26 protein-coding genes are annotated in these 26,490 nt (G+C 67.8%); 14 read left to right on the top strand and 12 right to left on the bottom strand.

What is annotated here, in order from left to right; translation table 11 throughout:
- Positions 1-83: 83 nt before the first annotated feature.
- From lspA to murJ, 4 genes are all read right to left on the bottom strand, one after another.
- A complete protein-coding gene (gene lspA / locus MUU77_RS06300; RefSeq protein ID WP_245092894.1) occupies positions 84-581 on the bottom strand; it encodes a signal peptidase II in 498 nt (165 codons plus the stop codon).
- Entirely contained in the window at positions 581-3,412 is a 2,832-nt protein-coding gene (gene ileS / locus MUU77_RS06295) for an isoleucine--tRNA ligase (protein ID WP_245092892.1), read from the bottom strand. The genes lspA and ileS overlap by 1 nt, the downstream gene beginning before the upstream one ends.
- A gap of 8 nt (positions 3,413-3,420) precedes the next feature.
- On the bottom strand, positions 3,421-4,401 hold the full coding sequence (locus MUU77_RS06290) for a bifunctional riboflavin kinase/FAD synthetase (RefSeq protein ID WP_245092890.1): 981 nt from the start codon (positions 4,399-4,401) through the stop codon (positions 3,421-3,423).
- A gap of 84 nt (positions 4,402-4,485) precedes the next feature.
- Positions 4,486-6,096 (bottom strand): murein biosynthesis integral membrane protein MurJ, encoded by a 1,611-nt coding sequence (murJ, locus tag MUU77_RS06285; protein ID WP_245092888.1) that lies wholly within the window; start codon positions 6,094-6,096, stop codon positions 4,486-4,488.
- Positions 6,097-6,223: 127 nt separating this feature from the next.
- Here murJ and rpsT point away from each other — a divergent pair, with 127 nt between their 5' ends.
- Entirely contained in the window at positions 6,224-6,493 is a 270-nt protein-coding gene (gene rpsT, locus MUU77_RS06280) for a 30S ribosomal protein S20 (protein WP_185896652.1), read from the top strand.
- 114 nt (positions 6,494-6,607) lie between these two features.
- Here rpsT and cgtA read toward each other — a convergent pair whose 3' ends face one another.
- From cgtA to rplU, 3 genes are all read right to left on the bottom strand, one after another.
- Complete coding sequence (gene cgtA, locus MUU77_RS06275) at positions 6,608-7,660, bottom strand: Obg family GTPase CgtA (protein ID WP_245092886.1); 1,053 nt, start codon at positions 7,658-7,660, stop codon at positions 6,608-6,610.
- 204 nt (positions 7,661-7,864) lie between these two features.
- On the bottom strand, positions 7,865-8,125 hold the full coding sequence (gene rpmA, locus MUU77_RS06270) for a 50S ribosomal protein L27 (protein WP_245092869.1): 261 nt from the start codon (positions 8,123-8,125) through the stop codon (positions 7,865-7,867).
- 12 nt (positions 8,126-8,137) lie between these two features.
- The gene (gene rplU, locus MUU77_RS06265; RefSeq protein WP_055935657.1) at positions 8,138-8,446 is read right to left on the bottom strand and encodes a 50S ribosomal protein L21; all 309 of its coding nucleotides are present in this window, start codon (positions 8,444-8,446) and stop codon (positions 8,138-8,140) included.
- Between the two features lie 415 nt (positions 8,447-8,861).
- Between rplU and uvrA the strand changes: the two genes are divergently transcribed.
- The gene (gene uvrA, locus MUU77_RS06260) at positions 8,862-11,795 is read left to right on the top strand and encodes an excinuclease ABC subunit UvrA (RefSeq protein ID WP_245092867.1); all 2,934 of its coding nucleotides are present in this window, start codon (positions 8,862-8,864) and stop codon (positions 11,793-11,795) included.
- Positions 11,792-12,214 carry a thioesterase family protein gene (locus MUU77_RS06255; RefSeq protein ID WP_245092865.1) on the top strand — a complete coding sequence of 141 codons (423 nt, stop codon included), beginning with the start codon at positions 11,792-11,794 and terminating at the stop codon, positions 12,212-12,214. Before uvrA ends, MUU77_RS06255 begins: the two co-directional genes overlap by 4 nt.
- Positions 12,215-12,406: 192 nt before the next feature.
- On the opposite strand, the gene MUU77_RS06250 is transcribed toward MUU77_RS06255, so the two are convergent.
- Positions 12,407-12,850 (bottom strand): copper chaperone PCu(A)C, encoded by a 444-nt coding sequence (locus MUU77_RS06250; RefSeq protein WP_245092863.1) that lies wholly within the window; start codon positions 12,848-12,850, stop codon positions 12,407-12,409.
- A gap of 36 nt (positions 12,851-12,886) precedes the next feature.
- On the opposite strand from MUU77_RS06250, the gene MUU77_RS06245 reads away from it, so the two are divergent.
- A complete protein-coding gene (locus tag MUU77_RS06245; RefSeq protein WP_245092861.1) occupies positions 12,887-13,663 on the top strand; it encodes an enoyl-CoA hydratase/isomerase family protein in 777 nt (258 codons plus the stop codon).
- 9 nt (positions 13,664-13,672) lie between these two features.
- Here MUU77_RS06245 and MUU77_RS06240 read toward each other — a convergent pair whose 3' ends face one another.
- The 3 genes from MUU77_RS06240 to MUU77_RS06230 form a co-directional block, all read right to left on the bottom strand.
- On the bottom strand, positions 13,673-14,530 hold the full coding sequence (locus MUU77_RS06240) for a sulfurtransferase (RefSeq protein ID WP_245092859.1): 858 nt from the start codon (positions 14,528-14,530) through the stop codon (positions 13,673-13,675).
- Positions 14,527-15,330, bottom strand: a complete 804-nt coding sequence (locus MUU77_RS06235; protein WP_245092857.1) for a DUF1289 domain-containing protein — start codon at positions 15,328-15,330, stop codon at positions 14,527-14,529. Before MUU77_RS06235 ends, MUU77_RS06240 begins: the two co-directional genes overlap by 4 nt.
- A 100-nt stretch (positions 15,331-15,430) precedes the next feature.
- Positions 15,431-16,132, bottom strand: a complete 702-nt coding sequence (locus MUU77_RS06230; protein WP_245092850.1) for an FKBP-type peptidyl-prolyl cis-trans isomerase N-terminal domain-containing protein — start codon at positions 16,130-16,132, stop codon at positions 15,431-15,433.
- Positions 16,133-16,294: 162 nt separating this feature from the next.
- On the opposite strand from MUU77_RS06230, the gene MUU77_RS06225 reads away from it, so the two are divergent.
- The 3 genes from MUU77_RS06225 to nth are packed head-to-tail and all read left to right on the top strand — an operon-like array spanning position 16,295 to position 18,108.
- Positions 16,295-17,077, top strand: coding sequence for an enoyl-CoA hydratase-related protein (locus MUU77_RS06225; protein WP_245092848.1), 783 nt, complete (start codon positions 16,295-16,297; stop codon positions 17,075-17,077).
- 9 nt (positions 17,078-17,086) lie between these two features.
- Entirely contained in the window at positions 17,087-17,449 is a 363-nt protein-coding gene (locus MUU77_RS06220; RefSeq protein ID WP_245092837.1) for a hypothetical protein, read from the top strand.
- Complete coding sequence (gene nth / locus MUU77_RS06215; RefSeq protein ID WP_245092835.1) at positions 17,446-18,108, top strand: endonuclease III; 663 nt, start codon at positions 17,446-17,448, stop codon at positions 18,106-18,108. Before MUU77_RS06220 ends, nth begins: the two co-directional genes overlap by 4 nt.
- 124 nt (positions 18,109-18,232) lie before the next feature.
- Here nth and MUU77_RS06210 read toward each other — a convergent pair whose 3' ends face one another.
- Positions 18,233-19,531 (bottom strand): porin, encoded by a 1,299-nt coding sequence (locus MUU77_RS06210; protein ID WP_245092833.1) that lies wholly within the window; start codon positions 19,529-19,531, stop codon positions 18,233-18,235.
- Positions 19,532-19,964: 433 nt separating this feature from the next.
- Between MUU77_RS06210 and pstS (MUU77_RS06205) the strand changes: the two genes are divergently transcribed.
- The 7 genes from pstS (MUU77_RS06205) to MUU77_RS06175 all read left to right on the top strand — a co-directional run bounded on the left by pstS (MUU77_RS06205) (position 19,965) and on the right by MUU77_RS06175 (position 26,439).
- Entirely contained in the window at positions 19,965-20,978 is a 1,014-nt protein-coding gene (gene pstS / locus MUU77_RS06205) for a phosphate ABC transporter substrate-binding protein PstS (protein ID WP_245092831.1), read from the top strand.
- A 212-nt stretch (positions 20,979-21,190) separates the two neighbouring features.
- The gene (gene pstS / locus MUU77_RS06200) at positions 21,191-22,285 is read left to right on the top strand and encodes a phosphate ABC transporter substrate-binding protein PstS (RefSeq protein WP_245092829.1); all 1,095 of its coding nucleotides are present in this window, start codon (positions 21,191-21,193) and stop codon (positions 22,283-22,285) included.
- A 112-nt stretch (positions 22,286-22,397) separates the two neighbouring features.
- Positions 22,398-23,369, top strand: coding sequence for a phosphate ABC transporter permease subunit PstC (gene pstC / locus MUU77_RS06195; RefSeq protein ID WP_245092827.1), 972 nt, complete (start codon positions 22,398-22,400; stop codon positions 23,367-23,369).
- The gene (gene pstA, locus MUU77_RS06190; RefSeq protein ID WP_245092825.1) at positions 23,369-24,220 is read left to right on the top strand and encodes a phosphate ABC transporter permease PstA; all 852 of its coding nucleotides are present in this window, start codon (positions 23,369-23,371) and stop codon (positions 24,218-24,220) included. The genes pstC and pstA overlap by 1 nt, the downstream gene beginning before the upstream one ends.
- Positions 24,213-25,031, top strand: coding sequence for a phosphate ABC transporter ATP-binding protein PstB (gene pstB, locus MUU77_RS06185; protein ID WP_245092815.1), 819 nt, complete (start codon positions 24,213-24,215; stop codon positions 25,029-25,031). The genes pstA and pstB overlap by 8 nt, the downstream gene beginning before the upstream one ends.
- Positions 25,032-25,167: 136 nt before the next feature.
- Positions 25,168-25,878, top strand: coding sequence for a phosphate signaling complex protein PhoU (phoU, locus tag MUU77_RS06180; RefSeq protein WP_245092813.1), 711 nt, complete (start codon positions 25,168-25,170; stop codon positions 25,876-25,878).
- Positions 25,879-26,025: 147 nt separating this feature from the next.
- Complete coding sequence (locus tag MUU77_RS06175) at positions 26,026-26,439, top strand: hypothetical protein (protein ID WP_245092811.1); 414 nt, start codon at positions 26,026-26,028, stop codon at positions 26,437-26,439.
- Positions 26,440-26,490 lie beyond the last annotated feature (51 nt).

Here is a 26,490-nt window from a genome sequence, read left to right as displayed (position 1 = left end):
GAACGGGGTGAGGGCCGAACCGTCGCGATGCCGCTTTACCCCACTACCCGAAGACACCCAGCCAAGGTGGCCGAAAGCGCGCCCTACGCGGACTTCTTCTTGCCCTCGAACAGTCCGAACAGCGCGATGCCGATGGCCCCGCCCACCACCGCGCAATCGGCGATGTTGAACGCCGGCCAGTAGTGCTCGCGCCAGTGCCACTGGATGAAGTCGATCACGTGTCCGTGGATCTGGCGGTCGATCACGTTGCCCAGCGCGCCGCCGATGACCAGCGCGTACGGCAGCGCCTGGCGCCAGTCGCCGCGCGCGGTGCGCGACAACCAGAAGCCCAGCAGGCCGCTGATACCCACCGCCAGCAGCGTGAAGAACCACAACTGCCACCCGCCGGCATCGGCCAGGAAGCTGAACGCCGCGCCGGTGTTGTAGGTGCGGTACCAGTTCCACAAGCCGTCGATCACCGGGATGGCGGTGTACTCCGGCAGCGAGGCCAGCACCCAGGCTTTGGACCATTGGTCGAGCACGATGACGATGACCGACAGCAGCAGCCAGATCAGTGCGTTGGGTTTGGGGGCGGCCGCCATCAGAACCACTCCCGGGTTTCGCCGGCGCCGTCGATATTGCTGACGCAGCGGCCGCACAGTTCCGGATGCCCGGCATGCTGACCGACATCGGCGCGGTAGTGCCAGCAGCGCACGCACTTGCTCTTCGTGGTCGGCGTGGCCAGCACGAAGACCTCGTCGGCGCTGACTTCGGAGACGGTGACGTCGCCACTGATGAACAGGAAGCGCAGCTCCTCGGCCAGCGGCTGCCACTTGGCGGCCGTGGCGGCATTCACCGAGACCGCGATCTCCGCTTCCAGCGCGGCACCGATCAGGCCATTGGCGCGCATCGGCTCCAGCACCTTGGCGACCTGCTCGCGCAGGGCCAGCAGCTGGTCGAAGTCGGCGGCGTTCAGCGCGGCGTCGGCCGGCAGCGGCGCCAGACCGTCGTACCAGGTGGCGAACAGCACATTGCCCGCGCGCTCGCCCGGCAGATAGGTCCACATCTCGTCCGCGGTGAAACTCAGCACCGGCGCGATCCAGCGCACGAAGGCTTCGGCGATGCGGTACATCGCGCTCTGCGCGCTGCGGCGGCCGCGCGAATCCTCGCGCATGGTGTACAGGCGGTCCTTGGTGACGTCCAGGTACAACGAGCCCAGATCGACGCTGCAGAAGTTCAGCAACGCCTGCACGATCTCGGCGAAGTCGTAGCGGTCGTAGGCGACCTTGATCTTCTCCTGCACCTCGAAGGCGCGGTGCACGATCCAGCGGTCCAGCGCGACCATGTCGGCCGGCGCCACCAGGTCGCGTGCGGGATCGAAGCCGTTGAGGTTGCTGAGCAGGAAGCGCGCGGTGTTGCGCAGGCGCCGGTAGGCGTCGGCGTTGCGCTTCAGGATTTCCTGCGACAGCGACATCTCGTTGCTGTAATCGGCGCTGGCGATCCACAGGCGCAGGATGTCCGCGCCCAGGGTCTTCATGATGTCCTGCGGCTCGATGCCGTTGCCCAGCGACTTGGACATCTTGCGGCCGTGCTCGTCCACGGTGAACCCGTGGGTGAGGCACTGCCTGTACGGCGCTTGCTTGTCGATCGCCACGCCGGTCAGCAGCGAGGACTGGAACCAGCCGCGGTGCTGGTCCGAGCCTTCCAGGTAGAGGTCGGCCGGCTTGCCCAGGCCACGCTCCAGCAGCACGCCTTCGTGGGTCACGCCGGAGTCGAACCAGACATCCAGGATGTCGGTGATCTTGTCGTAGTCCTGCGCTTCCTCGCCCAGCAGCTCGGCCGCATCCAGCGTGTACCAGACATCGACGCCGCCCTGCTCCACCCTGTCGGCGACCGCGCGCATCAGCTCGACGCTGCGCGGGTGCGGCTCGCCGGTCTCGCGGTGCACGAACAGCGCGATCGGCACGCCCCAGGTGCGCTGGCGCGAGATGGTCCAGTCCGGACGGCCATCGACCATGCCGGCGATGCGGGCCTGGCCCCACTGCGGGAACCAGCCGACCTGCTTGATCGCTTCCAGCGCATCGGCGCGCAGGTTCGCCTGCTCCATCGAGATGAACCACTGCGGCGTGGCCCGGAACGCGATGGGCGTCTTGTGGCGCCAGCAGTGCGGGTAGCTGTGTTCCAGCTTGCTGAAGGCGAGCAGCGCACCGCTCTGCTTCAGCACGTCGATGATGACGTCGTTGGCCTTCCAGATATGCAGGCCGGCCAGCTCCACGCCATGCGCGGCCGGCGTGGACGGCAGGTAGACGCCGCGGCCATCGACCGGGTTGAGCTGGGCGGCGGTGTACTTGTCCAGCAGGCCGTACTGCTTGCTGACCGCGTAGTCCTCCTGGCCGTGGCCGGGTGCGGTATGCACGGCGCCCGTGCCGTCCTCGGCCGACACGTGTTCGCCCAGCAGCACGGGGATGTCGCGCTGGTCGTAGAACGGGTGCGCGAACAGCAGGCTTTCCAGCGCACTGCCCTTCACCCGCGCATGTACGACCAAGTCGGTGACGCCATAGCGCTGCAGCGCGCGCGCCGCCAGCGCATCGGCCAGCACCAGCCAGCGGCGCCTGCCGTCGTGGGCGGGGCCTTCGACCAGGGCGTATTCCAGTTCGCCGCCGATGGAGATCGCCAGCGAGGCCGGCAGCGTCCACGGCGTGGTGGTCCAGATGGGCAGTGCGACCTCGACATCGGCCGGCACCGTGGCGCCGAACGCCTTCGCCACCGCCTGCGCGTCGCGCGCGGCGTAGGCCACGTCCACCGCCGGCGAGACCTTGTCGGCGTATTCGATCTCGGCTTCGGCCAGCGCCGAGCCGCAGTCGAAGCACCAGTGCACCGGCTTCACGCCGCGGGTCAGGTGGCCGTTGGCGACGATCTTGGCCAGCGCGCGGATCTCGTTGGCCTCGAAGCGGAAATCGAGCGTCTTGTAGGGGTTGTCCCAGTCGCCGATCACGCCCAGGCGCTTGAAGTCCTTGCGCTGCAGCTCGATCTGCGACTCGGCGTATTCGCGGCACTTCTGCCGGAATTCGACCGCATCCAGCTTCACGCCGACCTTGCCGTACTTCTTCTCGATGGCGATCTCGATCGGCAGGCCATGGCAGTCCCAGCCGGGGATGTAGGGCGCATCGAAGCCGGCCAGATAGCGCGACTTGACGATGATGTCCTTCAGGATCTTGTTGACCGCGTGGCCCAGGTGGATCGCGCCGTTGGCGTACGGCGGACCGTCGTGCAGGACGAACAGCGGGCGGCCCCTGGCGTGCTCGCGCAGCTGCGCGTACAGGCCCTGGCTTTCCCAGCGGGCCAGCGTGTCCGGCTCGCGCTTGGGCAGGTCGCCGCGCATCGGGAAGTCCGTGGCGGGCAGATGGAGGGTGGCTTTGTAATCTTGGGTCACGGGCGTGATCAACAGGCGGCTTTTGTCGGAGAGTCCGCACAGGGATGTGCGGGCTTTTGCTCAGGGACGAGCAGTACGGCGCGCGCGTCATCCGCATCGCGATGCATCTGCTGGGTGAGGCTGGGCAGATCGGGGAATTTCAGCTCGTCGCGCAGCTTGGCGACGAATTCGACTTCGATATGGCGCCCGTAGAGGTCGCCCGCGAAGTCGAACAGGTGGGCTTCCAGCAGCGGTTCCACGCCCTCGACCGTCGGCCGGGTGCCGAAACTGGACACCGAGGGCCACGGCGCATCGCCCACGCCATGCACCCAGGTGGCATAGATGCCGGACAGGGCGGGCGTCTTCGGGAAACGCAGGTTGGCGGTGGGGAAGCCGAGCGTGCGGCCCAGCTGCTTGCCGCGCACGACCCGGCCGCCGATGGCGTAGGGCCGTCCCAGCAGGCGGTGGGCGGTGGTGAAGTCGCCGCCTTTCAGCGCTTCGCGGATGCGGGTGCTGGAGACGCGGTCGCCCTGCGCGTGGACGGGCTCGATCTCGCCCGCGCTGAAGCCCAGCCCGCCTCCCATCGCCTGCAACATGGCCAGGTCGCCGCCGCGGCGGTGACCGAAGCGGAACTCCGGGCCGATCCACACTTCGCGAGCCCGCAGCCGGCCGACCAGCAGGGTGCGGACGAAGTCCTCGGCGGACATCGCCGACAACGTGGCATCGAAGCGCAGCAGGCCCACGCGGTCGGCGCCCAGGTCCAGCAGGCCTTCCACCTTGGCCCGCGCCAGCGTCAGCCGGGGCGGCGGGTTGTCCCGGGCAAAGAACTCCCGCGGCAGCGGTTCGAAAGTGACCACGACGGCCGGCACGCCCAAGGTCCGGGCACGCGCAACGGCATGGCGCACCAGCGCACGGTGGCCCGAATGCAGGCCATCGAAGGCGCCGATGCAGACCACGCTACCGTGCGGGCACAGAGGCCCGCCATCGACGTCACGGAACAGCCTGCTCATGGAATCCTGTCAGGGCGGATCGTCCGGTGCGGGCGATCCGTTTGGTATGCAACAACCTTGAAGTATAGCCGGGCGTGCCGGGCCTCAATGACCACGCAGGTCACGCGGCCGGATGCCCTGCGCCCACAGCAGCCCGGCATACAGCGCGCCACCCGCTCCCACCATCACGGCCAGGCGCCAGCCCCGGTCCCACCAGGCCCACGGTGTCCAGTCCGGCCACAGCACGCGGAAGGCCAGCACCACCAGCGTCATCGCCGCCGTGGCCACGCCGATCTGGCGCAGGAACCGGCCCCAGCCGGGCTGCCGCCGGTAGACACCCGCCTTGCGCAGCAGCCAGGCCAGCTGCAGCGCATTCACCCAGCCGGCCACCGCAATGGCCAGGGCCAGCAAGGCATGCGCCCCGTGCACCTGGCCCAGGGCCAGCTTCAGGTCCCCGCCGGCCGCCTGCAGCGCCTGCCGGCCGGGCTCGGTGCCGTAGAGCAGGGCGGCGAAGAACAGCAGGGTGCAGAAGGCATTCGTCAGCACCGCCACCACCGCCGCCTTGACCGGCGTGCGGGTGTCCTGGCGCGAATAGAACGCCGGCGCCAGCACCTTCACCAGCAGGAAGGCCGGCACGGCGATGGACTGGGCCATCAGGCTCCAGCTGGCCATGCGGACGTCGGCCGCATCGAACCTGCCGTACTGGAACAGCGTGGACAGCAGCGGCTGGGCGCACAGGATCAGGCCGGCGCAGGCCGGCAGGCCGATCAGCAGGCAGAGCCGGAAGCCCCAGTCCAGGCCCTTCGAGTAGCCGTCCGGATCGGTTTCGGCATGGCGGCTGGACAGGTGCGGCAGGATCACCGTGCCGATGGCCACGCCGAACATGCCCAGCGGGAACTCCAGCAGGCGGTCGCTGTAGTACAGCCAGCTGACGCTGCCGCTGACCAGCAGCGCGGCCACCCAGGTGTTCAGCAGCAGGTTGACCTGGGCCACCGACGAGCCGAACAGCGTGGGCACCATCAGGGTCATGATCCTGCGTACGCCGGCATGGGCGACATCCAGCCTGGGCCGCGGCAGCAGGCCCAAGCGCGCCAGGGACGGCAGCTGGAAAGCCAACTGCAGCATGCCGGCGGCGAACACGCCCCACCCCAGCACCATCACCGAACTGTCGAACCACTCCCGGGCCGCCAGCGCCGCCGTGATCATCGCCAGGTTCAGCAGTACCGGCGACAGCGCCGGAATAGCGAAGCGCTGGTAGCTGTTGAGGATGGCGCCCACCAGCGAAGCCAGTGAGATGAACAGCGCATACGGAAACGTCACCCGCAGCAGATCGGTCAGCATGGCCATCTGCGCCGGCTCGAAGTTCGGCGCGATGAGGCGGGCCAGTTGCGGCGCCAGCAGGATGACGATGGCGGTCAACACCAGCAGGGCCGCGGTGAGGGTGCCGGCCACGCGGTCGACCAGGGCCTTGACCTCGCCCGCGCTGCGGGTGGCCTTGTACTCGGCCAGCACCGGCACGAAGGCCATCGAGAACGAGCCCTCCGCGGACAGCCGGCGCATGAAGTTGGGGATGCGGAAGGCCACGAAGAAGGCGTCCATCATCCCGCCCGCCCCGAAGACGTTGGCGTAGACCTGGTCGCGGACCAGTCCCGAGAGCCGGGACAGGAAGGTCATGGAGCTGAAGACGGCGGCCGAGCGCAGGAGCTTCCCGCTCATCGCGACGGATCCCCCGACAGAACCGCCGGCTTGACGCAACCCATTGAATGCCCCATAATTTCCGGCTCGATTATCCGTCTTCCGTTCAACCCCTGAATTCTCTCAGGTATTCACCAGGAATCCCACTGTGGCCAATATCAAGTCCGCCAAGAAGCGCGCCAAGCAGACCGTGGTGCGCAATGCGCGCAATGCCGGTCAGCGTTCGATGCTGCGCACCGCCGTCAAGAAGGTCCTGAAGGCCCTCGACGCCAACGACGCCGCCGGCGCCCAGGCCGCGTTCGCCTCGGCCCAGCCGATCCTCGACCGCCTGAGCTCGCGCGGCCTGATCCACAAGAACAAGGCCGCCCGCCACAAGAGCCGCCTGAACGCCCGCATCAAGGCGCTGCAGGCCGCCTGATCCAGCGGTACATGGACGCGAAGACACGAAACCCGCCGGAAGGCGGGTTTCTTTTGCCGCTGGCACGCCTGAAGCGCGCCGCAGCCCGAGCGCGCCGGCCGCGGGACCCGCCGGTCAACCTTCCCGGGCGGCCTCGTCGGCCTCTTCCTTCTGGCGATCGAAGAACGCCATCACGTCCTTCATGATCGGCCAGGTGCCTTCGCGCGAGATCGCCGAGACCTGGTACCACGGCTGGGTCCAGCCCAGGCTGGCGACGATCTGCTCCGCACGCTCCCTCGCCTCGTCCTCGAACATCAGGTCCGCCTTGTTGAGCACCAGCCAGCGCGGCTTCTGCAGCAGTTCGGGGTCGTGCTTCTCGAGTTCGCGCTCGATGGCACGCACCTGCTCGACGGGATCGATGCCCTCCACGCCCCCCTCCATCGGCGCCATGTCCACCAGGTGCAGCAGCAGGCGGGTGCGCTGCAGGTGGCGCAGGAACTGCGCGCCCAGGCCGGCGCCATCGGCGGCGCCTTCGATCAGGCCCGGGATGTCGGCGATGACGAAGCTGCGATGGGCCTCCACGCTGACCACGCCCAGGTTCGGATAGAGGGTGGTGAAGGGGTAGTCGGCGACCTTGGGCGTGGCCGCCGACACCGCACGGATGAAGGTGCTCTTGCCCGCGTTCGGGAAGCCCAGCAGGCCGACGTCGGCCAGCAGCTTCAGTTCCAGCTTCAGCAGACGCTCCTCGCCCTCCTCGCCCGGCGTCGCCTTGCGCGGCGCGCGGGTGATGGAACTCTTGAAATGCATGTTGCCCAGGCCGCCCTTGCCGCCCTTGGCCACCAGCAGGCGGTCGCCATGCCGGGTCAGGTCGCCGATCACCTCGTCGGTGCTGACGTTGGTGACCACGGTGCCGACCGGGACGGTGATGGTCAGGTCCTCGCCCGCCTTGCCGTACATCTGCCGGCCCATGCCGTTCTCGCCACGCTGGGCACGGAACGTCGTCTGGTGGCGGAAGTCGACCAGCGTATTGAGGTTCTCGTCGGCCACCAGCCAGACGCTGCCACCGCTGCCGCCGTCGCCGCCATCGGGGCCGCCCAGCGGAATGAACTTCTCGCGGCGGAAACCGACGCAGCCGTTGCCGCCATTGCCGGCAGTGACCAGGATTTCAGCTTCGTCTACGAGTTTCATGGGGGCGCGATTCGTGAGGGGTGATTGGTGATGGGGGAAGGCCCGGACGGCGTGATCGCCAGGTCGGTGGGCGCTGTTGCGGTGCCGGGAGGCGAGGAGCGGAACACGCGGGTGAATCACTCTTCACGAATCACCTATCCCGGCGTCACCAAACGAAAAGCCCCGCGCGCGGCGGGGCCCTTCGCGATGCGTGTGCGCGAAGCCTCAGGCTTCCGCCACCACGCTGACGGTGCGGCGCTTCTTGGCGCCCTTGATCGAGAACTCGACCTTGCCGTCGACCAGCGCGAACAGCGTGTGGTCGCGACCCAGGCCCACGCCCGGACCCGGATGGAACTGGGTGCCGCGCTGGCGGACGATGATGTTGCCCGCGTCGATCGCCTGACCGCCAAAGACCTTCACGCCCAGCATCTTCGGGTTGGAGTCGCGGCCGTTGCGCGATGAGCCTACGCCCTTTTTGTGTGCCATGACTGCTTCTCCTTACTTGTTGATGCCGGTGATTTCGATTTCGGTGTAGTGCTGCCGGTGACCCTGGCGCTTCATGTGGTGCTTGCGGCGGCGGAACTTGATGATGCGCACCTTGTCGGCGCGGCCGTGGCCGACGACCTTCGCGGTGACGGTGGCGCCCTTCAGGGCGTCGCCCAGGCTGATGGTCTCGCCATCGCCCAGCATCAGGATGTTGTCGAAGGTGAGCTCGTTGCCGGCTTCGGCCTCGAGCTTCTCGACGCGGAGCGTCTCGCCCTTCATCACGCGGTACTGCTTACCGCCGGTGACTACGACTGCGTACATGTGGATTCCTTGGTTCTGTAGTTATTCTGGGTTCCTGCCCACCATCGAGGGCGGACAGAAGCGGAATTCTAGTGGATTCATGCGGTTAGGGTCAACTACCCCCCTCCCTTGGCGGCCACCGCCCCATTGCGGACGGAATCCGCCCTCGGGGCGACCGCATACTGGCCGGCTCGCGCCTACGCGACCCTCTCCGCCCTTGAAAATCATGCACTTGCCCAAACCTCTGTTGCTGCGACCGTTGGCTGCCGTCCCGGGTCTGCCCGCCTGCGGGCAGTACGCCGCGCGGCGCGACCCCCGACGGCTGCCTGCCTGACCCCACCTGCCCCTGCGTACCCCTGCCCGGATACCGGGGCTATTTGCCCCCGTCTGGGCGGACGGCTACGCTTCCTTGTTCGCTTTCCGGATCCCCCACCCGATGGCCATGGACTTCATCCGCATCCGCGGCGCGCGGACGCACAACCTCAAGAACATCGACCTCGACCTGCCCCGCGACAAGCTGATCGTCATCACCGGCCTGTCCGGTTCGGGCAAGTCGTCGCTGGCGTTCGACACCATCTACGCCGAAGGCCAGCGCCGCTACGTGGAATCGCTGTCGGCGTACGCGCGGCAGTTCCTGTCGGTGATGGAAAAGCCCGACGTGGACCACATCGAGGGCCTGTCGCCGGCGATCTCGATCGAACAGAAGTCCACCAGCCACAACCCGCGCTCCACTGTCGGCACGATCACCGAGATCTACGACTACCTGCGCCTGCTGTACGCACGGGTGGGCATGCCGCGCTGCCCGGACCATGGCTATCCGCTGGAGGCGCAGACCGTCAGCCAGATGGTCGACCAGGTACTGGCGCTCGACGGCGAGCAGCGCTACATGCTGCTGGCTCCCGTGATCCGCGAGCGCAAGGGCGAGCATGCCCAGGTCTTCGACCAGTTGCGCGCACAGGGTTTCGTGCGCGTACGCGTGGACGGCGAGCTGTACGAGATCGACGCCGTGCCGGCGTTGGCGCTGCGCCAGAAGCACACCATCGAAGCGGTGATCGACCGTTTCCGTCCGCGCGAGGATCTCAAGCAGCGCCTGGCCGAAAGTTTCGAGACCGCGCTGAAGCTGGGCGACGGCATGGCCCAGGTGATGTCGCTGGACCAGCCCGAATCCGCACCGCTGCTGTTCTCGTCCAAGTATTCCTGCCCGGTCTGCGACTATTCGCTGCCGGAGCTGGAGCCGCGCCTGTTCTCGTTCAATTCGCCGGTCGGCGCCTGTCCGACCTGCGACGGCCTGGGCGTGGCGCAGTTCTTCGACCCCGCGCGCGTGGTCGTGCACCCCGAGCTGTCGCTGGCGGCCGGCGCCGTGCGCGGCTGGGACCGTCGCAATGCGTACTACTTCCAGCTGATCGCCTCGCTGGCCAAGCATTACCGCTTCGACGTGGACGCGCCCTGGCAATCGCTGCCGGAGCGCGTGCAGCAGGCGGTCCTGTACGGTAGCGGCGAGGACGTCATCACCTTCACCTACCTCACCGAATCGGGCGGACGCACCCAGCGCAAGCACCGCTTCGAAGGCATCGTGCCGAACCTGGAGCGTCGTTATCGCGAGACGGAATCGCCCGCGGTGCGCGAGGAACTCGCCAAGTACATCAGCGACCGGCCCTGCCCCGACTGCGGCGGCGCGCGCCTGAACAAGTCCGCGCGCAACGTGTTCGTGGCCGACCGACCGCTGCCCTCGCTGGTGGTGTTGCCCGTGGACGAGGCGCTGGCGTTCTTCCGCGGCCTGGACCTGCCCGGCTGGCGCGGCGAGATCGCGGCGAAGATCGTCAAGGAGATCGCCGAACGGCTGGGATTCCTGGTCGACGTGGGCCTGGATTACCTCACCCTGGAGCGCAAGGCCGACACGCTGTCCGGCGGCGAGGCGCAGCGCATCCGCCTGGCCTCGCAGATCGGCGCCGGCCTGGTCGGCGTGATGTACGTGCTGGACGAACCCAGCATCGGCCTGCACCAGCGCGACAACGAGCGCCTGCTGGGCACGCTGACGCGCCTGCGCGACCTCGGCAACACGGTGATCGTCGTCGAACACGATGAGGACGCCATCCGCATGGCCGACTACGTGCTCGACATCGGGCCCGGCGCCGGCGTGCACGGCGGCGAGATCGTCGGCCAGGGCACGCTGGACGACCTGCTGAAGGCGCCGCGCTCGCTGACCGGCCAGTACCTGTCCGGCAAGCGCAGCATCGAGGTGCCGAAGGCGCGCCACAAGGCCAACCCCAAGATGACGCTGCACCTGCGCGGCGCCACCGGCAACAACCTGAAAGACGTCGATCTGGACATCCCGTCGGGTCTGTTCACCTGCATCACCGGCGTGTCCGGCTCGGGCAAGTCCACGCTGATCAACGACACCCTGTACGCGCTGGCCGCCAACGAGATCAACGGCGCATCGCACAAGCCGGCGCCGTATCGCGAGGTGGAAGGCCTGGACCTGTTCGACAAGGTCGTGGACATCGACCAGTCGCCGATCGGCCGCACACCGCGATCGAACCCGGCGACCTACACCGGCCTGTTCACCCCGCTGCGCGAACTCTACGCGCAGGTGCCGGAAGCGCGCGCACGCGGCTATTCGCCGGGGCGCTTCAGTTTCAACGTGCGCGGTGGCCGCTGCGAAGCCTGCCAGGGCGACGGCATGATCAAGGTGGAGATGCACTTCCTCCCCGACGTGTACGTGCCCTGCGATGTCTGCCACGGCAAGCGCTACAACCGCGAGACGCTGGAGATCCTCTACAAGGGCTACAACATCAACGACGTGCTGGAGATGACCGTCGAGGATGCGCTGACCCTGTTCGAGCCGGTGCCGGCGATCGCGCGCAAGCTGGAAACGCTGATGGACGTGGGCCTGAGCTACATCAAGCTGGGCCAGAGCGCGACCACCTTGTCGGGCGGCGAAGCGCAGCGCGTGAAGCTGTCCAAGGAACTCTCGCGCCGCGACACCGGCCGCACCCTGTACATCCTGGACGAACCCACCACCGGCCTGCATTTCCACGACATCGAACACCTGCTGGCCGTGCTGCACAAGCTGCGCGACGAAGGCAACACCATCGTGGTGATCGAGCACAACCTGGACGTCATCAAGACCGCCGACTGGGTGGTGGACCTGGGACCGGAAGGCGGCCACCGTGGAGGCCGCATCCTGGCCACCGGTACGCCGGAGGAGATCGCGGCGCATCCGGAATCGCATACCGGCCGCTTCCTGGCCAAGCTGCTGCCCGCGGCCAGGGCACCCAGGCCCACCAAGCCCGCCGCCATGGCCAAGCCCGAGGTGCTGCCGCCGCGCAAGTCCGCTACCAAGACCACCAAGAAGAAGGCCGCACGATGAACGACTCCCGCGACGCCGGCCGCAAGCTGCTGGCGAAGATCCCGATCAGCGTGCGCTGGCGCGACATGGACAGCATGGGCCACGTGAACAACGCCAAGTACATCTCGTACCTGGAAGAAGCGCGCGTGCGCTGGATGCTGACCGTGCCGGACGTGTCGATGACCGACCGCATCGCCCCGGTCGTGGCCGCCAACAACATCAACTACAAGCGACCGCTGACCTGGCCCAACGACGTGGTGGTGGAACTGTACGTGGATCGCCTGGGTACCAGCAGCGTCACCATCGGCCACCGCATCGTGTCGGCGAAGGACGACAGCGTGCTGTATTCGGACGGCAACGTGGTGGTGGTCTGGATGGACACGCAGACCGGCCACAGCGCGCCGCTGCCGGCGGCGATCCGGGCGGTGTCGGAGGCGTAGCGCACTGCCGCTCCCTGCAGGAGCGAGGTCAGTCGCGACCGGAAGAGCGACAGAGCGGCGAACCCTCGGAAAACCGACCGTAACGAACAAGCAGGCGTTGCATGTACGGGCACCGCCCCGGGCCGGCGGCGTTCCCGCCTGGGTGAGGATGGACGCCCGCGACGGACGTCGCTCCCAAAGAAGCCCACCGGCTCAGGGAGCCGACTTGCGCACCTCGAACACCACCGGCAGTGCGCGGCCATCGGCCAGCTTCAGCGTGATCACAGGCTTTTCCCCTGCCGCCAGCGGTTGATACGGGCCATGCAGCATCAGGTGCAGTCCCCCTGGCTTCAGCTCGGCGGCCTTGCCGGGCGCGATGGGGAGCGCCGCCACTTCACGCATGCGACTGACGCCGTTTTCTTCGCGCGTCTCGTGCAGCGACACGTCGTCGAACGCGAGACTCTCGGCCCCTACGATGCTCACCGATGCCTTGCACGGATTCTCGATGCGGGCGAAGCCGGCCATCATCGGCATTGCCACCGGCGGCAGGCGTATCCATGCGGCCTTGGCGACGGGCAGGCAGTCGGCGGCCATGGCGGTCGCCGCGCACGACATCAGCAGGGCGGACAGGCAAAGCGTTTCGACGCGACGGTTCATGGGCCTATGATATCGCCCTGACTCGGGGAGACATGAATGACCGGACTCATCGAAACCGCCGACCATGGCGACATCCGCGAAATCCGCTTGGCGCGGGCACCGGTCAATGCCCTCGACACCGACCTGTGCCGCGCCCTGATCGAGGCGCTCGAGAAGGCGCTCGATGAAGGCGTGCGCGGCATCGTGCTGGCCGGCAATCCGAAGATCTTTTCCGCCGGCATGGACGTGCCCTATCTGATGTCGCTGGGCGACAACCGGAAGGCGCTGCTCGATGCCTGGCAGGCCTTTTTCGGCGCGGCGCGCACCCTGGCCGAATCGCGCGTGCCCGTGGTGGCCGCGATCACCGGCCACGCCCCCGCCGGGGGCTGCGTGCTGGCCCTGTGTTGCGACTATCGGGTGATGGCGCGCAGTGCCGATCCGGCGCGGCCGTTCGCGTTGGGGTTGAACGAAACCCAGGTGGGCCTGGTGGTGCCCGAAGGCATCCAGCGCCTGATGCGGCGCGTGGTGGGCACCTACCGCGCCGAACGCCTGCTGGTGGCGGGCGAGATGGTGGCGGCCGAGCGGGCGGTGGAGATCGGCCTGGTGGATGAACTGGCGGACCAGGACACCGTGGTCGCGCGCGCCGTGGCCTGGTTGCAGCAGCTGCTGGGACTGCCGCACCAGCCCATGCTGCAGACCCGCGCGCTGGCCCGCCGCGACCTGGTCCAAGCGCTGGATCCTTCCCTGATCCAGCTCGAACGCTTCGTCGATGCTTGGCATGCGCCGGACACGCAGGCGGCATTGCGGGCCCTGGTGGACAAGCTGAAGAAGTAGCGCGGCGCCTCAGTCGCCGCGCGCGACCGGCCGCGCGGGGTCGCTGATCCAGCCGCTCCACGATCCCGGGTAGATCCGCGCGCCGTGCAGGCCGGCATGTTCGAAGGCCAGCAGCAGGTGGCACGCCGTCACCCCGGAACCGCACATCAGCACGCTGTCCGACGGGTGACGATCGCCCAGCCTGTCCGACAGCAGCGCATGCAGTTCCGCGGCGGGCTTGAAACGGCCATCGCGGAGGGTCTGGGCGAACGGCAGGTTGACCGCACCCGGCACATGGCCCGCCACCGGGTCGATGGGCTCCACCTCGCCGCGGAAACGTTCGGCGGCACGCGCATCGAACAGCCAGCCGGTGTCCTCGTCCAACCGCTCCACGACTTCATCGGCGCTGACGAGATGGCGCGCCTGGAAGTGCGCCGGATAGGCCGCCACGGGCGGTGGCACCGCATGCCCGCTGGTCTCTTCGCCACCGAGGGCCCGCCATGCGGCCAGGCCGCCATCGAGCACCGCCACGCGCGCGTGGCCGAGCAGCTTCAGCAACCACCAGGCGCGGGCGGCCGCCATGCTGCCGTCGCCCGCATCGTAGACGACCACCTGGTGCGAGGGCCCGATGCCCCATTCGCCCAGCCGTCGGGTGAAGGCATCGCTGTCGGGCAACGGATGCCGCCCTTCGCCCGCCTTCGAGAGGTCCGACAGGTCGCGGTTGAGATCGGCGTACACCGCTCCGGGGATATGGCTTTCGGCGTAGGCCGCGCGGCCGGCGTCGGGGGCCGCGTTGAGCATCACGAACCGCGCATCCACCACCCGCAATGCCGGGTCGCCCAGGGCACGTGCCAGGTCGGTCGCTTCGACGAGGGTGGTCCAGTTCATGCGATCCGCTCCAGTCGTTCCCGCAGGTTGAACAGGATGGCGGCCGTCGCGCCCCAGATGCGCTGCCCCGGCCAGCCGTACTCGAGCACCACCCGCCGGCGACCGCGGTAGTCCACCTCCACGCGGCGCAGGCTGTCCGGTGCCAGCAGGTAGTCCAGCGGCACTTCGAACACGTCGGCGACCTCATTGGGTTCGGGCCGCGGCACGAACGAGGGATCGATCACCGCCACCACCGGCACCACGCGGAAGCCGCTGATGGTGGTGAACGGGTCCAGGAATCCCAGCGGCACCGCCTGGGTGGCGGCCAGCGCGATCTCTTCGTGACTCTCGCGCAATGCGGCGGCCACGACATCCGGGTCGGTGGGCTCGACGCGGCCGCCGGGAAAGCTCACCTGCCCGCCATGATGGCGCAGGCCGTCGGTGCGGCGCGTCAACAGCACCTGGGTTCCCTCCGCACGGGGCACCAGACCGGCCAGCACGGCGGCTTCGGCCAGCTGCCCGGGGGGCAGCAGATCGATCAGCTCCTCGTGGTTCCAGCCCGGGGCGCCGGGCACCGCGCCGAGCGGATGCAGTGCGCGCCGCAGGAGTTCGCCTTCGCGCAGCCGGTCGGCCCAGGGCGCGCGCGCGCGTTCCCGTCCGGGCAGCACGTGCTCCATCAAGCGCAGGCGTTCGTCATCGTTCATCTGCGACCAGCGCGCGATCTCCGAGGTGGTGCGAAGACAACCCTCGCAAAGCCCGTCCTCGTCCAGTGTGCAGACACCGATGCAAGGACTCAGCACGGCACGGAAAGCGGTATTCATTCGTCTCACACCTGCGCAGGGTAGCGCGGAACGTTCGCCTGCGTCGGAAAGCACTGCGCCGGCACAAGGCCGGCGCAGGGAGGAACCGATCGGGCGGGGATTACTTCGCGCTGACCAGCTTGATCTCGAACACGACGGCCACGTTCGGCGGGAAGCCGGTGCGCGGATCGGCGCCGTAGGCCTTGTCCGGCGGCAGCGCCACTTCCCACTTCGAGCCCACCGGCATCTGCAGCAGCACGTCGCGCATGGCCTGCATCTCGATGGCGCTGACCTTCACGTCCTTCATCTGCTGCGGCGGGCGCGCCTCGCTGGGACGCTGGCCGAACGGATAGGCACCGGCCACCTGCAGCTCGACGGTGCTGGCCTGGGTGGGCTTGGCGCCGGTACCGTTCTCCAGCACCTTGTAGGCCACGCCACCGGGCAGGGTCTTCACGCCCGGCTGCGCCTTGAAGCTGGCGATGAACTGGTCGCTCTTGGTCTTGTTCTCGGCCGCGACCTTGTCGTACTCGGCCTTGGCCTGCTGCGCGCGGGCCTGCTCGCGCTTCTGGAAGGCTTCCAGCGCGGGCTTCAGCTGCTCGGCCGTCAGCGCCGGCTTCTGCTTGGCGTAGGCGTCCTGCAGGCCCTTCACCACGGAGTTGATGTCCAGCTGCTCGCCACGTGCGGTCAGCTCGGCCAGGTTGTTGCCATAGTCGTAGCCGAAGTAGTAGCTCAACTTGCCCTTCTCGGACGAGACGTCTTGGGCCAGGGCGCTACCGGCCATGGCGAATGCCGCAACAGCGACCACTAACGAACGCAACTTCATCAACACAGTCTCCGGGGTAGGGCGGCGGCATACCGCCTGGAATGGACGCGCTAGGATAGCCGCCGGGGCGCTTAACCGCCACTGACGACAGGCGACTCTGACCGGACCTTCCGGGGGGAGTTCCCTCTTTACCCAAATTTTACAAACAGCCGCAGAAAACCCATGTCCGACCGTCTCGTCCTGGTTGCCGATACCGATGGCATCCGCCGCATCACCGTCAATCGTCCCGACAAGCTCAACGCCCTCAATGCCGCCACGCTGGACGCCCTGCAGGCCGCCTTCGACGCTGCGGCGGCGGACCCCGCCGTACGCGTGGTGGTACTGACCGGCGCCGGTCCCAAGGCCTTCGTGGCGGGGGCGGACATCGCCGAGATGGCGGACCTGCGGCCCACCGAGGGACGCGACTTCTCGCTGCGCGGGCAACGGCTGATGCGCAGCATCGAGACCCTGCCCAAGCCCGTGGTGGCGATGGTCAACGGTTTCGCGCTGGGGGGCGGACTGGAGCTTGCCATGGGCTGCCATCTGCGCATCGCCGCCGATACCGCCAAGCTGGGTCAGCCGGAGATCGGCCTGGGACTGATCCCCGGCTTCGGTGGCAGCCAGCGCCTGCTGCGCCTGGCCGGCCGCGCCGCCACCCTGGAACTGTGCCTGCTGGGCGCGCCGGTAACGGCCGAGCGCGCCTTGCAGCTGGGCATCGTCAACCGCGTGGTGCCGGCCGCCGAGCTGGAGACGGAAACGCTGAAGGTGGCGATGCAGCTGGCCGCATCCGCTCCGCTGGCCCTGCGCGCCACGCTGGACGTGGTCAACATCGGCGGCGAGTGCGGCATCGAGGAAGGCCTGCAATACGAGACCGCGCAGTTCGGCCTGATGTTCGCCACCGATGACATGCGCGAAGGCACCCGCGCGTTCATGGAGCGCCGCAAGCCGACCTTCACCGGCCGTTGAGGCATGGCCGTGCCCTGCCCCGCTTGCGAACGGACGCAACACCTGGCCGCGTTGCTGGCCAGCGATGAGGTCGACGCCGCACTCGATGGGGGCCTGATGGCGTGGACGCCCTGTCCAGACCACGGCACCGACCCCGCGCAGGCCGGGGCGATCGCGCGCGTGCAGGCCCGCCTGCGCAGCGCGTGGGCCGCACGCGGGCGCTATCGCCAGCGGCAGGCACGGCTGGAGCGTCGCGCCGCCGAACGCGAGGCGCGACGCATCGCGGCTGTTCCCGCCACCCCCGTGACCCCCGCCAGGCCGGCCCTGCCGGCCGCGGCCGCGGCGGTGCTCGAGCGCGCGCGCGCGCGGGCCGCGGAGCGCTCAAAGCCATGAACCCGCCCCGCCGCAGTCCGACCCTGAAGCGCGATGAAGTGGTGGAACTGTTCTCGCGGCTGCGCGAGCTCAATCCGCGCCCGACGACGGAACTGGAATACCGCACCCCCTTCGAACTGCTGGTCGCGGTGACGCTCTCCGCGCAGGCCACCGACGTGGGCGTCAACAAGGCCACGCGACGCCTGTTCCCGGTGGCCAACACGCCGGCGGCGATCCTCGCGCTGGGCGAAGACGGGCTGAAGAAGTACATATCGACCATCGGCCTGTTCAACGCCAAGGCGAAGAACGTCATCGCCACCTGCCGGATCCTGATCGACCGGTACGGCGGAGAGGTACCGCGCTCGCGCGAGGCGCTGGAAAGCCTGCCGGGCGTGGGCCGCAAGACCGCGAACGTGGTGCTCAACACCGCCTTCGGCGAGCCGACCATGGCGGTGGACACGCATATCTTCCGCGTGGCCAACCGCACCGGGCTGGCACCCGGCAAGGACGTGCGCGCGGTGGAGGACAAGCTGATGAAGGTGGTGCCGGCGGAGTTCATGCAGGACGCGCACCACTGGTTGATCCTGCACGGGCGCTACGTGTGCAAGGCGCGCAAGCCGGACTGCCCGCAGTGCGTGATCCGCGACCTCTGCCGCTTCAAGGACAAGACCGTCGCCTGACGCGGCGGCATCGCCTGCCGCCGGCGCGGCCTTTTTGCGAATGGCGCCCACAGGTTGTTGCGGGCCGGCAAAAAAAGCCCCGGGACATGCCCGGGGCCTTTTCGTTTCCGGTCCTGCGCGGTGCTTACCAGTTGAACTGCGTGCGCAGCGCGTACTGGGCGGTCTCGTCGCCGGTGACCTCGTTGTCGCCCTGCGTGTAGTTCAGCATGAAGCGCAGGTTGGGGTTGACGTAGTAGTTGACGCCGAAGATCCAGCTGGTGACTTCACGGTTGAGCGTTTCGTTCTCGGCGTAGTCGTAGCGGCCGGTCAGTTCCCACAGGCCCTTGTCGGCGACCTTGGGCGAACCGAACACACCGGTGGCGCCCTTGTACGGCTTGTGGCCGCCGTTGAGCATGAAGCTGCCCTGCACGTAATAGCTGGTCACGTCCTGGTCGGCGCCCAGCGGCTGGCCGAAGGAGGCGTCGGCGTATTCGGCCTGGAAGAAGGCCGGGCCGAAGGAACCGGCGGCTTCGACGGCGTACACGGTGACTTCGTTGCGGCTGGCACCCGTGGTGGTGGCGATGTTCTGCGACGGGCCACGGCGACCGGCGTAGTTGAACGAGGCCGACAGGTTGTCCGAACCCTGATTCGCGTTCTCGTAGCTGTACCACGCGCCCAGGTGCAGGGTGTTGTTGTCGTTGTTGATCGGCGCGAAGGTCACGCGGCCGGAGGCGCCCATGCCCTCGTTGCGCGAGCTGGACGCGCCACGCAGGTTGAACACGGCGGCACCGGCGGTGTAGTTCTCGCCGGCGCGCAGATAGCCCACGCCCTGCTGGAACTGGCGCCCGGAGAACAGGCCGGTGGCGGAGGCGAACGGGCGCTCCATCATCAGCAGTTCATTGGAGCTGGTCAGCTCTTCCATGGCGCGATACGGCTTGAAGTGGCCGATGGTGAACTTGCCGCCCAGCGCGCTCTTGGCGATGTAGGCGTCACGCAGGCCCTCCAGGTTGGTACCCGCGCCGAAGTCCTGCTCCAGCTTGTACTCCCAGCCGTAGGCCTTGCCGCCCAGGGTCAGGCGGGCGCGGCGGAACTCGGTGGTGCCGGTGGTGCTGGCGATGTCGCGATCGAAGGCGTAGGTGTCGAAGTGGATGCGGCCGCCGATCGACGCCTCGAACTTCTTGTCCGGCGAAGTGATCTTGATGCCACCCTTGGTCTCGACTTTAGGCATGGTGGTCGACATCTTGTCCAGGTTCTCCTGGGTGCTGATGTTGATGTCGGACTGCGCATCACTGCGCTCTTCCAGCTCGGCCACCTTGGCCGTCAGCGCCTCCAGCTGCGCCTTCAGTTCGGCGATCGTCTGGTCGCGGTTGTCGGCGGCGGATGCAGAGAAGCTGGTGCTGCCCATGGCGACGGCAAGTGCGGCAGCCAGAAGGGAATAACGCATGGTGACTCTCCGGATGGAAGGTGGAGTAAGAGCGCGGGCTTCGCGGAAGCTTGCTTTCCCTTCGGAAATCATTAAGCGCCCGTCAAAGATGCGCTAAAGCATGGGAGTGAAATCTTGCAGTCACATGTGAGTTTCGTGACCGTAATATGACAGCCCCCCCCCCCCTCCCCCTGCCCGACCGGCGGTGCCGACGCGCGCTGCGCAGCGCGCGCATATATAGGGTCACCTGCGCGACCTTCTCGTGCGCCAGGGCACCGACTGCCCCCCCCCCAATCTGCCCGCGCCCATGCGCCCATGGCCCCTCGCCAGGCGGACCACCCGTCGTCACGGGACTGTCTTGATTGCGACACCGGGCTGTCACACAAGCGTCGTGAAATGGCCACCCAACGGGCACGCCCGTGCCTTCCACCCTGCCTCATCCCAGGAGATTTCCGTGCTCAACTCGCTCAAATCCCGCGTGGCGCTGCTCGCGCTCGCCTCGGCCTTCTCGGCGCCGGTGTTCGCCGCCGACGTGACCGGCGCCGGCGCATCGTTCGTGTATCCGGTGATGACCAAGTGGTCCGCCGACTATGCCAAGGCCACCAACAACCGCGTCAACTACCAGTCGATCGGTTCGGGCGGCGGCATCGCGCAGATCAAGGCCGGCACGGTGGACTTCGGCTCCTCCGACGCCCCGCTGAAGCCGGAAGAACTGGCCAAGTACGGCCTGGCCCAGTTCCCGTCGGTGATCGGCGGCGTGGTCCCCGTCGTCAACGTTGCCGGTTTGAAGCCCGGCCAGCTGAAGCTGGACGGACCGACCCTGGCCAACATCTTCCTGGGCACCATCAAGACCTGGAACGACCCGGCCATCGCCGCCCTGAATCCGGGCCTGACCATGCCGGCGCAGCGCATCACGGTCGTCCGCCGCTCGGACGGCTCGGGCACCACGTTCAACTTCGTCAACTACCTGTCCAAGGTCAGCCCGGAGTGGAAGAGCAAGGTCGGTGAAGGCACCACCGTGCAGTGGCCGACCGGCGTGGGCGGCAAGGGCAACGAAGGCGTCGCCGCCTACGTGAAGCAGATCAAGGGCGGCATCGGCTATGTCGAGCTGTCCTACGCGCTGCAGAACAAGATGCCTTACGCCAGCCTGAAGAACGCTTCGGGCAACTTCGTGCAGCCGAACGACGAGACCTTCGCCGCTGCGGCCGCCAGCGCCGAATGGGGCAAGTCCAAGGACTTCTTCTTGGTCATGACCAACGCCCCGGGCGCGAACTCCTGGCCGATCACCGCCACCAACTTCATCCTGATCCACAAGGCGCCGAAGAAGGGCAACAAGGACGCGCGCGACTTCTTCCGCTGGGTCTACGCCAACGGCGACGCCCAGGCCAAGTCGCTGGACTACGTCCCCCTGCCGCCGGCGCTGGTGCAGCAGATCGAGACGTACTGGAAAGCGAACCTGAAGTACTGATCGCAGCATCGTCGGCACGGTCTCTCCCCCGTGCCGGTCAGGGATCGGCGTCCCTCCTCGCCGCTCCCCGGGCGGGCCTTCGGGCCCGCCTTTTTTTGTCGACGCATCCGGCACGGGCAGGTCGCATTACGGCCTGAGACCGGCATGTCATCACGCTGTAACAAAAACATCATTTCATAGCGTGGATCACAAACGACCCGTCTGGAGAGCCCATGCACGTCCGCAACGCACGAGTGGCCACGCTGGCCCTTGCCACCGCACTCTTCACCGTCGCCTGCGGCGGCAAGACCGATGCCCCGGCCGCGACCGCGGGCACCGAGGGCGCCACTGCGTCCGCCGAAGGCGCACAGAAGATCTCGGCCGAGATCACCGGTGCCGGCGCCTCCTTCATCTATCCGCTGATGGCCCGCTGGTCCACGGACTACAACAAGGCCACCGGCGCCAAGATCAACTACCAGTCCATCGGGTCGGGCGGCGGCATCGCGCAGATCAAGGCCGCGACCGTCGATTTCGGTTCCTCCGACAAGCCGCTGTCGCCGGAAGAACTGGCGCAGGCGGGCCTGGGCCAGTTCCCCTCGGTCATCGGCGGCGTGGTGCCGGTCATCAACGTGGAAGGCCTGCAGCCGGGCCAGCTGAAGCTCAACGGCACCGTGCTGGCCGACATCTTCCTGCACAAGATCACCACCTGGAACGACCCGGCCATCGCCGCGCTGAACCCGGGCGTGACACTGCCTACCGGCAAGATCAACACCGTGCACCGCTCCGACGGCTCGGGCACCACCTTCAACTTCGTCAACTACCTGTCCAAGGTCAGCCCGGAGTGGAAGGACAAGGTGGGCGAAGGCACCAGCGTCAACTGGCCGGGCGGCGTGGGCGGCAAGGGCAACGAGGGCGTGGCGGCCTACGTGCGCCAGCTGAAGGGTTCGATCGGCTACGTCGAGCTGGCCTACGCCGAGCAGAACAAGATGGCGTACGCCTCGCTGCAGAACGCCGCCGGCAACTTCGTGCAGCCCACCTCGGAAAGCTTCGCCGCCGCGGCGGCCAGCGCCGACTGGGCCAATGCCAAGGACTTCAACCTGGTCATCACCAACGCCCCTGGCGCCCAGGCATGGCCGATCACCGCGACCAACTTCATCCTGGTCTACAAGCAGCCCAAGGATGCGGCGAAGGCCAGGCACACGCTGGACTTCTTCAAGTGGGCCTACGAACAGGGCCAGGCGCAGGCCAACGAACTGGACTACGTGCCGCTGCCGCCGGAACTGGTGGGCCAGATCGAGCAGTACTGGCAGACCGAGATCAAGCTCTGAGCGATCGCACCGGGCCGCCTGCAGGGGCGGCCCGGTGTCATCACCCGGTAACCCGCCACCCGTGCACTAGCCGCCTGCGCTCCCTCCGCCCTTCCCCCACGACCCGGGTTGCATGAACGCCACCGCCCTCCCCGCTTCCCTGACGGACGTGCGCACTGCAAAAGACGCGCGCGCCGACACGATGTTCCGGTTGACGCTCACCGGCGCCGGCCTGTTCGTCCTGATCTCGCTGATCGCCGCGGCGCTTTCCATGTTGTGGGGCGGCCGCGAAGCCCTGCAGACCTTCGGCCCGGGCTTCTTCACCAGCACCGAATGGAACGTCGGCACGCGCGAATTCGGCGCACTGGTGCCCATATTCGGCACCCTGGTCAGCGCCGGCCTGGCCATGCTGATCGCGGTGCCGGTGAGCTTCGGCATTGCGGTGTTCCTGACCGAAGTCGCACCGGCCTGGATGCGCGGCCCGGTCGGCATGGCCATCGAACTGCTGGCCGGCATCCCCTCGATCATCTACGGCATGTGGGGCCTGTTCGTGCTGGCGCCGCAGCTGAGCGAACACGTCTACCCGTGGATCAACGACAACCTGGGGCAGCTGCCGCTGATCGGCAGCGTGCTGTCCGGTCCGCCGCTCGGCATCGGCATGCTGACCGCCGGCCTGGTGCTGGCGATCATGGTGATCCCCTTCATCTCCTCGGTGATGCGCGAGGTGTTCCTGACCGTGCCCGGGCGGCTGAAGGAATCGGCCTACGCGCTGGGCTCCACGCGCTGGGAGGTGGTGTGGGACGTGGTGCTGCCCTACACCCGCTCGGCGGTGATCGGCGGCGTGTTCCTCGGCCTGGGCCGTGCGCTGGGCGAAACGATGGCGGTGACCTTCGTCATCGGCAACGCCTACACGATCAGCGCCGCGCTGCTGGAGCCGGGCACGTCCATCGCCTCCACCATCGCCAACGAATTCGCCGAAGCCACCGATCCGCTGCACAAGGGCTCGCTGCTGCTGCTCGGCTTCACCCTGTTCGTGCTGACCTTCATCGTGCTGGCGATCGCCCGCCTGATGCTGCGCCAGCTGGCCAAGCGGGAGGGCAACTGATGTCCGCTTCGCTCTATACCTGGCGCAAGGTCAAGAACGGCGTCGCCCTGACGCTGTCCATCGTCGCCGCCCTGTTCGGCCTGATGTGGCTGGTCTGGATCCTGTGGACCACGATCACCAAGGGCATGGGCAGCCTGAACCTGGACCTGTTCACCCGGATGACGCCGCCGCCCAACGAACCGGGCGGCCTGGCCAACGCCCTGTTCGGCAGCGCGGTGATCAGCCTGCTGGCGATCGTGCTGGGCACGCCGATCGGCATCGCCGCCGGCACGTACCTGGCCGAATACGCCAACAAGCACTGGCTGGGCGAAACCGTGCGCTTCGTCAACGACATCCTGCTGTCGGCGCCGTCCATCGTGCTGGGCCTGTTCATCTACACCGTGATGGTGGCGCAGATGGGCCACTACTCGGCATGGGCCGGCGCGGTGGCACTGGCCTTCATCGCCCTGCCGGTGATCGTGCGCACCACCGACGAGATGCTGCGGCTGGTGCCGCAGCAGATGCGCGAAGCCGCGCTTTCGCTGGGTGTCCCGCAATGGAAGGTCACCACCCAGGTGCTGATGCGTTCGGCGCTGCCGGGCATCGTCACCGGCGTGCTGCTGGCGCTGGCGCGCATCAGCGGCGAAACCGCGCCGCTGCTGTTCACCGCCTTCAACAACCAGTTCTGGAGCACCGACCTCAACCAGTCGATGGCCAACCTGCCGATGGTCATCTTCCAGTACGCGATGAGCCCCTACGACTCGTGGAACTCGCTGGCCTGGGCCGGCGCCTTCCTGGTCACCGGCATGGTGCTGATCCTCAGCCTGATTGCGCGAACCATCCTTCTTCGAAACAAGGTGACCCATGAATGACGCCGCCCGCATCGCCGTGGTGACGCCGCAACGCCACGACGAACACGCCGCCCCGGCCAGCGTGAAACTCGCCGCCAAGGGCTTGGACTTCTACTACGGCGACTTCCATGCGCTGAAGAGCATCAACCTGGAGATCCCGGAGAAGCGGGTCACCGCGCTGATCGGTCCCTCCGGCTGCGGCAAGTCCACCCTGCTGCGCGTCTTCAACCGCATCTATTCGCTGTACCCCAAGCTGCGCGCCACCGGCGAGGTGCTGCTGGACGGCGACAACATCCTCGACGCCAAGTACCCGATGAACCGCCTGCGCAGCAAGGTGGGCATGGTGTTCCAGAAGCCGGTGCCGTTCCCGATGACGATCTACGAGAACGTCGCCTACGGCATCCGCCACCACGAACGCCTGGGCAAGGCCGACATGGACGTGCGCGTCGAGCAGGCGCTGCGCCAGGCCGCCCTGTGGGACGAGGCCAAGGACAAGCTGAAGCAGAGTGCGCTGGGCCTGTCCGGCGGCCAGCAGCAGCGCCTGTGCATCGCGCGCGCCGTCGCGCTGCGTCCGGACGTGATCCTGCTGGACGAGCCGACCTCGGCGCTGGATCCCATCTCCACCAGCAAGATCGAACAGCTGATCGAGGAACTGAAGCACCAGTACACCATCGCCATCGTGACGCACAACATGCAGCAGGCGGCACGCGTGTCGGACTACACGGCCTTCATGTACCTGGGCGAGCTGGTCGAGCACGACGCCACCTCGACCATCTTCTCCAACCCCGGCAAGCAGCAGACCGAAGACTACATCACGGGCAGGTTCGGCTGATGCCGGAACCGAGGGTATCGGGAATGGAGAATGGGGAATCGCACGCTCGGTTCCGATCCAACCTGGCACCTCCGATCCTCAGGCATCCACCGCCGTTTCCATTCCCTATTCTCCGCTCCCCATTCCCGGCCTCGCCATGAACACCCAACCTAACGACCATATCGTGAAGAGCTACGACGAAGAACAGCGCCGCATCGTGGCCGAGATCGTGCGCATGGGCGAAACCGCCGTGGCCCAGCTGGAGGCCGCGCTGGACGTGGTCGAGCGCCGCGACGACAAGGCCGCCCAGCGCATCATCGCCAACGACGAGGCCATCGACGCCATCGAGCACCAGGTCAGCCATGACGTGATGCACCTGGCCCTGCGCGGGCCGATGGCGCGCGACCTGCGCGAGATCCTCGCCGGCCTGCGCATCCCGGCCGACATCGAACGCATCGGCGACTACGCCGCCAACGTGGCCAAGCGCTCCATCGCGTTGAACGTCTCGCCGCCGATGCCGCAGATCACCGGCCTGCGCGCGCTGGGCAGGCTGGCGGCCCGGCAGGTGCGCGACGTGCTGGTGGCCTACCAGAACAGCGATGCCGAGCAGGCCGTGCAGGTGCGCGCGCGCGACGCCGAACTGGACGCGCACTACACCGCGCTGTTCCGCGAGCTGCTGACCTACATGATGGAAGACCCGCGCAACATCACGCCGTGCACCCACCTGCTGTTCATGGCCAAGAACCTGGAACGGATCGGCGACCATGCCACCAACATCGCCGAGAACGTGTGGTTCCTGGTGCATGGCGACCAGCCGCTGCCGCCCCGCGACAAGCGCGACGAGACCAGCACCACCGGCGCGGTCTGACCCTTACCGCAGCGCAGCACCCGGAACGCCCCGCCCCGCGGGGCGTTTCCTTTTCCGGCCGGCGCGCATACGGACCGCTAACAAGGCGCGGCTACAATCCCGGCACGCCGGTGCGGATCCCCCGCACCTTCCCGGGAGAGAGACCAGATGTCCAAGACCACCACCAAACCCGCCGCCGTGGCCGTCGCACTGGCCGGCGGCATCCTGCTGGCCGGCTCGACCTTCGCGATGGAGCCGCTGGCGCAGGGCTACCTGCTGGCCGCGCCCGAGGCCGCGAAGGCGGGCGAAGGCAAATGCGGTGAAGGCAAGTGCGGCGAAGGCAAATGCGGCATGGCCAAGGCCGACACCGACAAGGACGGCAAGGTCTCCCAGGCCGAGTTCGACGCCATGCATCCCGGCCAGGCGGCGATGTTCGCCGGGATGGACACCAACAAGGACGGCTTCATCGACGCGGCCGAGCACAAGGCCCACGCCGGCGCCAAGGGTGCCGAGGGCAAGTGCGGTGAAGGCAAGTGCGGCGAGGGCAAGTGCGGCGGCGACAAGAAGACCGGCGACAAGTGAGTCCGTGAGCACCGGTCCCGGCCTGGCGGCCGGGACCGGGCTCCGCGCCGC

The organism is Pseudoxanthomonas sp. F37, from assembly GCF_022965755.1.
Lineage (GTDB): Bacteria > Pseudomonadota > Gammaproteobacteria > Xanthomonadales > Xanthomonadaceae > Pseudoxanthomonas_A.
The sequence above is the reverse complement of the archived record's forward strand: the minus strand, read 5'-3'. Positions and strand labels throughout refer to the sequence as shown.

Bases quoted from the DNA above. Each gene is read 5' to 3' on its own strand.
- uvrA (WP_245092867.1), top strand. From the start codon at position 8,862: ATGGCCATGGACTTCATCCGCATCCGCGGCGCGCGGACGCACAACCTC.
- lspA (WP_245092894.1), bottom strand. From the start codon at position 581: ATGGCGGCCGCCCCCAAACCCAACGCACTGATCTGGCTGCTGCTGTCG.
- pstA (WP_245092825.1), top strand. From the start codon at position 23,369: ATGTCCGCTTCGCTCTATACCTGGCGCAAGGTCAAGAACGGCGTCGCC.
- MUU77_RS06290 (WP_245092890.1), bottom strand. From the start codon at position 4,401: ATGAGCAGGCTGTTCCGTGACGTCGATGGCGGGCCTCTGTGCCCGCAC.
- MUU77_RS06210 (WP_245092833.1), bottom strand. From the start codon at position 19,531: ATGCGTTATTCCCTTCTGGCTGCCGCACTTGCCGTCGCCATGGGCAGC.
- murJ (WP_245092888.1), bottom strand. From the start codon at position 6,096: ATGAGCGGGAAGCTCCTGCGCTCGGCCGCCGTCTTCAGCTCCATGACC.
- MUU77_RS06235 (WP_245092857.1), bottom strand. From the start codon at position 15,330: ATGAATACCGCTTTCCGTGCCGTGCTGAGTCCTTGCATCGGTGTCTGC.
- rplU (WP_055935657.1), bottom strand. From the start codon at position 8,446: ATGTACGCAGTCGTAGTCACCGGCGGTAAGCAGTACCGCGTGATGAAG.
- nth (WP_245092835.1), top strand. From the start codon at position 17,446: ATGAACCCGCCCCGCCGCAGTCCGACCCTGAAGCGCGATGAAGTGGTG.
- MUU77_RS06255 (WP_245092865.1), top strand. From the start codon at position 11,792: ATGAACGACTCCCGCGACGCCGGCCGCAAGCTGCTGGCGAAGATCCCG.
- pstB (WP_245092815.1), top strand. From the start codon at position 24,213: ATGAATGACGCCGCCCGCATCGCCGTGGTGACGCCGCAACGCCACGAC.
- MUU77_RS06175 (WP_245092811.1), top strand. From the start codon at position 26,026: ATGTCCAAGACCACCACCAAACCCGCCGCCGTGGCCGTCGCACTGGCC.
- MUU77_RS06230 (WP_245092850.1), bottom strand. From the start codon at position 16,132: ATGAAGTTGCGTTCGTTAGTGGTCGCTGTTGCGGCATTCGCCATGGCC.
- MUU77_RS06240 (WP_245092859.1), bottom strand. From the start codon at position 14,530: ATGAACTGGACCACCCTCGTCGAAGCGACCGACCTGGCACGTGCCCTG.
- rpmA (WP_245092869.1), bottom strand. From the start codon at position 8,125: ATGGCACACAAAAAGGGCGTAGGCTCATCGCGCAACGGCCGCGACTCC.
- cgtA (WP_245092886.1), bottom strand. From the start codon at position 7,660: ATGAAACTCGTAGACGAAGCTGAAATCCTGGTCACTGCCGGCAATGGC.
- pstC (WP_245092827.1), top strand. From the start codon at position 22,398: ATGAACGCCACCGCCCTCCCCGCTTCCCTGACGGACGTGCGCACTGCA.
- MUU77_RS06225 (WP_245092848.1), top strand. From the start codon at position 16,295: ATGTCCGACCGTCTCGTCCTGGTTGCCGATACCGATGGCATCCGCCGC.
- MUU77_RS06250 (WP_245092863.1), bottom strand. From the start codon at position 12,850: ATGAACCGTCGCGTCGAAACGCTTTGCCTGTCCGCCCTGCTGATGTCG.
- MUU77_RS06245 (WP_245092861.1), top strand. From the start codon at position 12,887: ATGACCGGACTCATCGAAACCGCCGACCATGGCGACATCCGCGAAATC.
- phoU (WP_245092813.1), top strand. From the start codon at position 25,168: ATGAACACCCAACCTAACGACCATATCGTGAAGAGCTACGACGAAGAA.
- pstS (WP_245092829.1), top strand. From the start codon at position 21,191: ATGCACGTCCGCAACGCACGAGTGGCCACGCTGGCCCTTGCCACCGCA.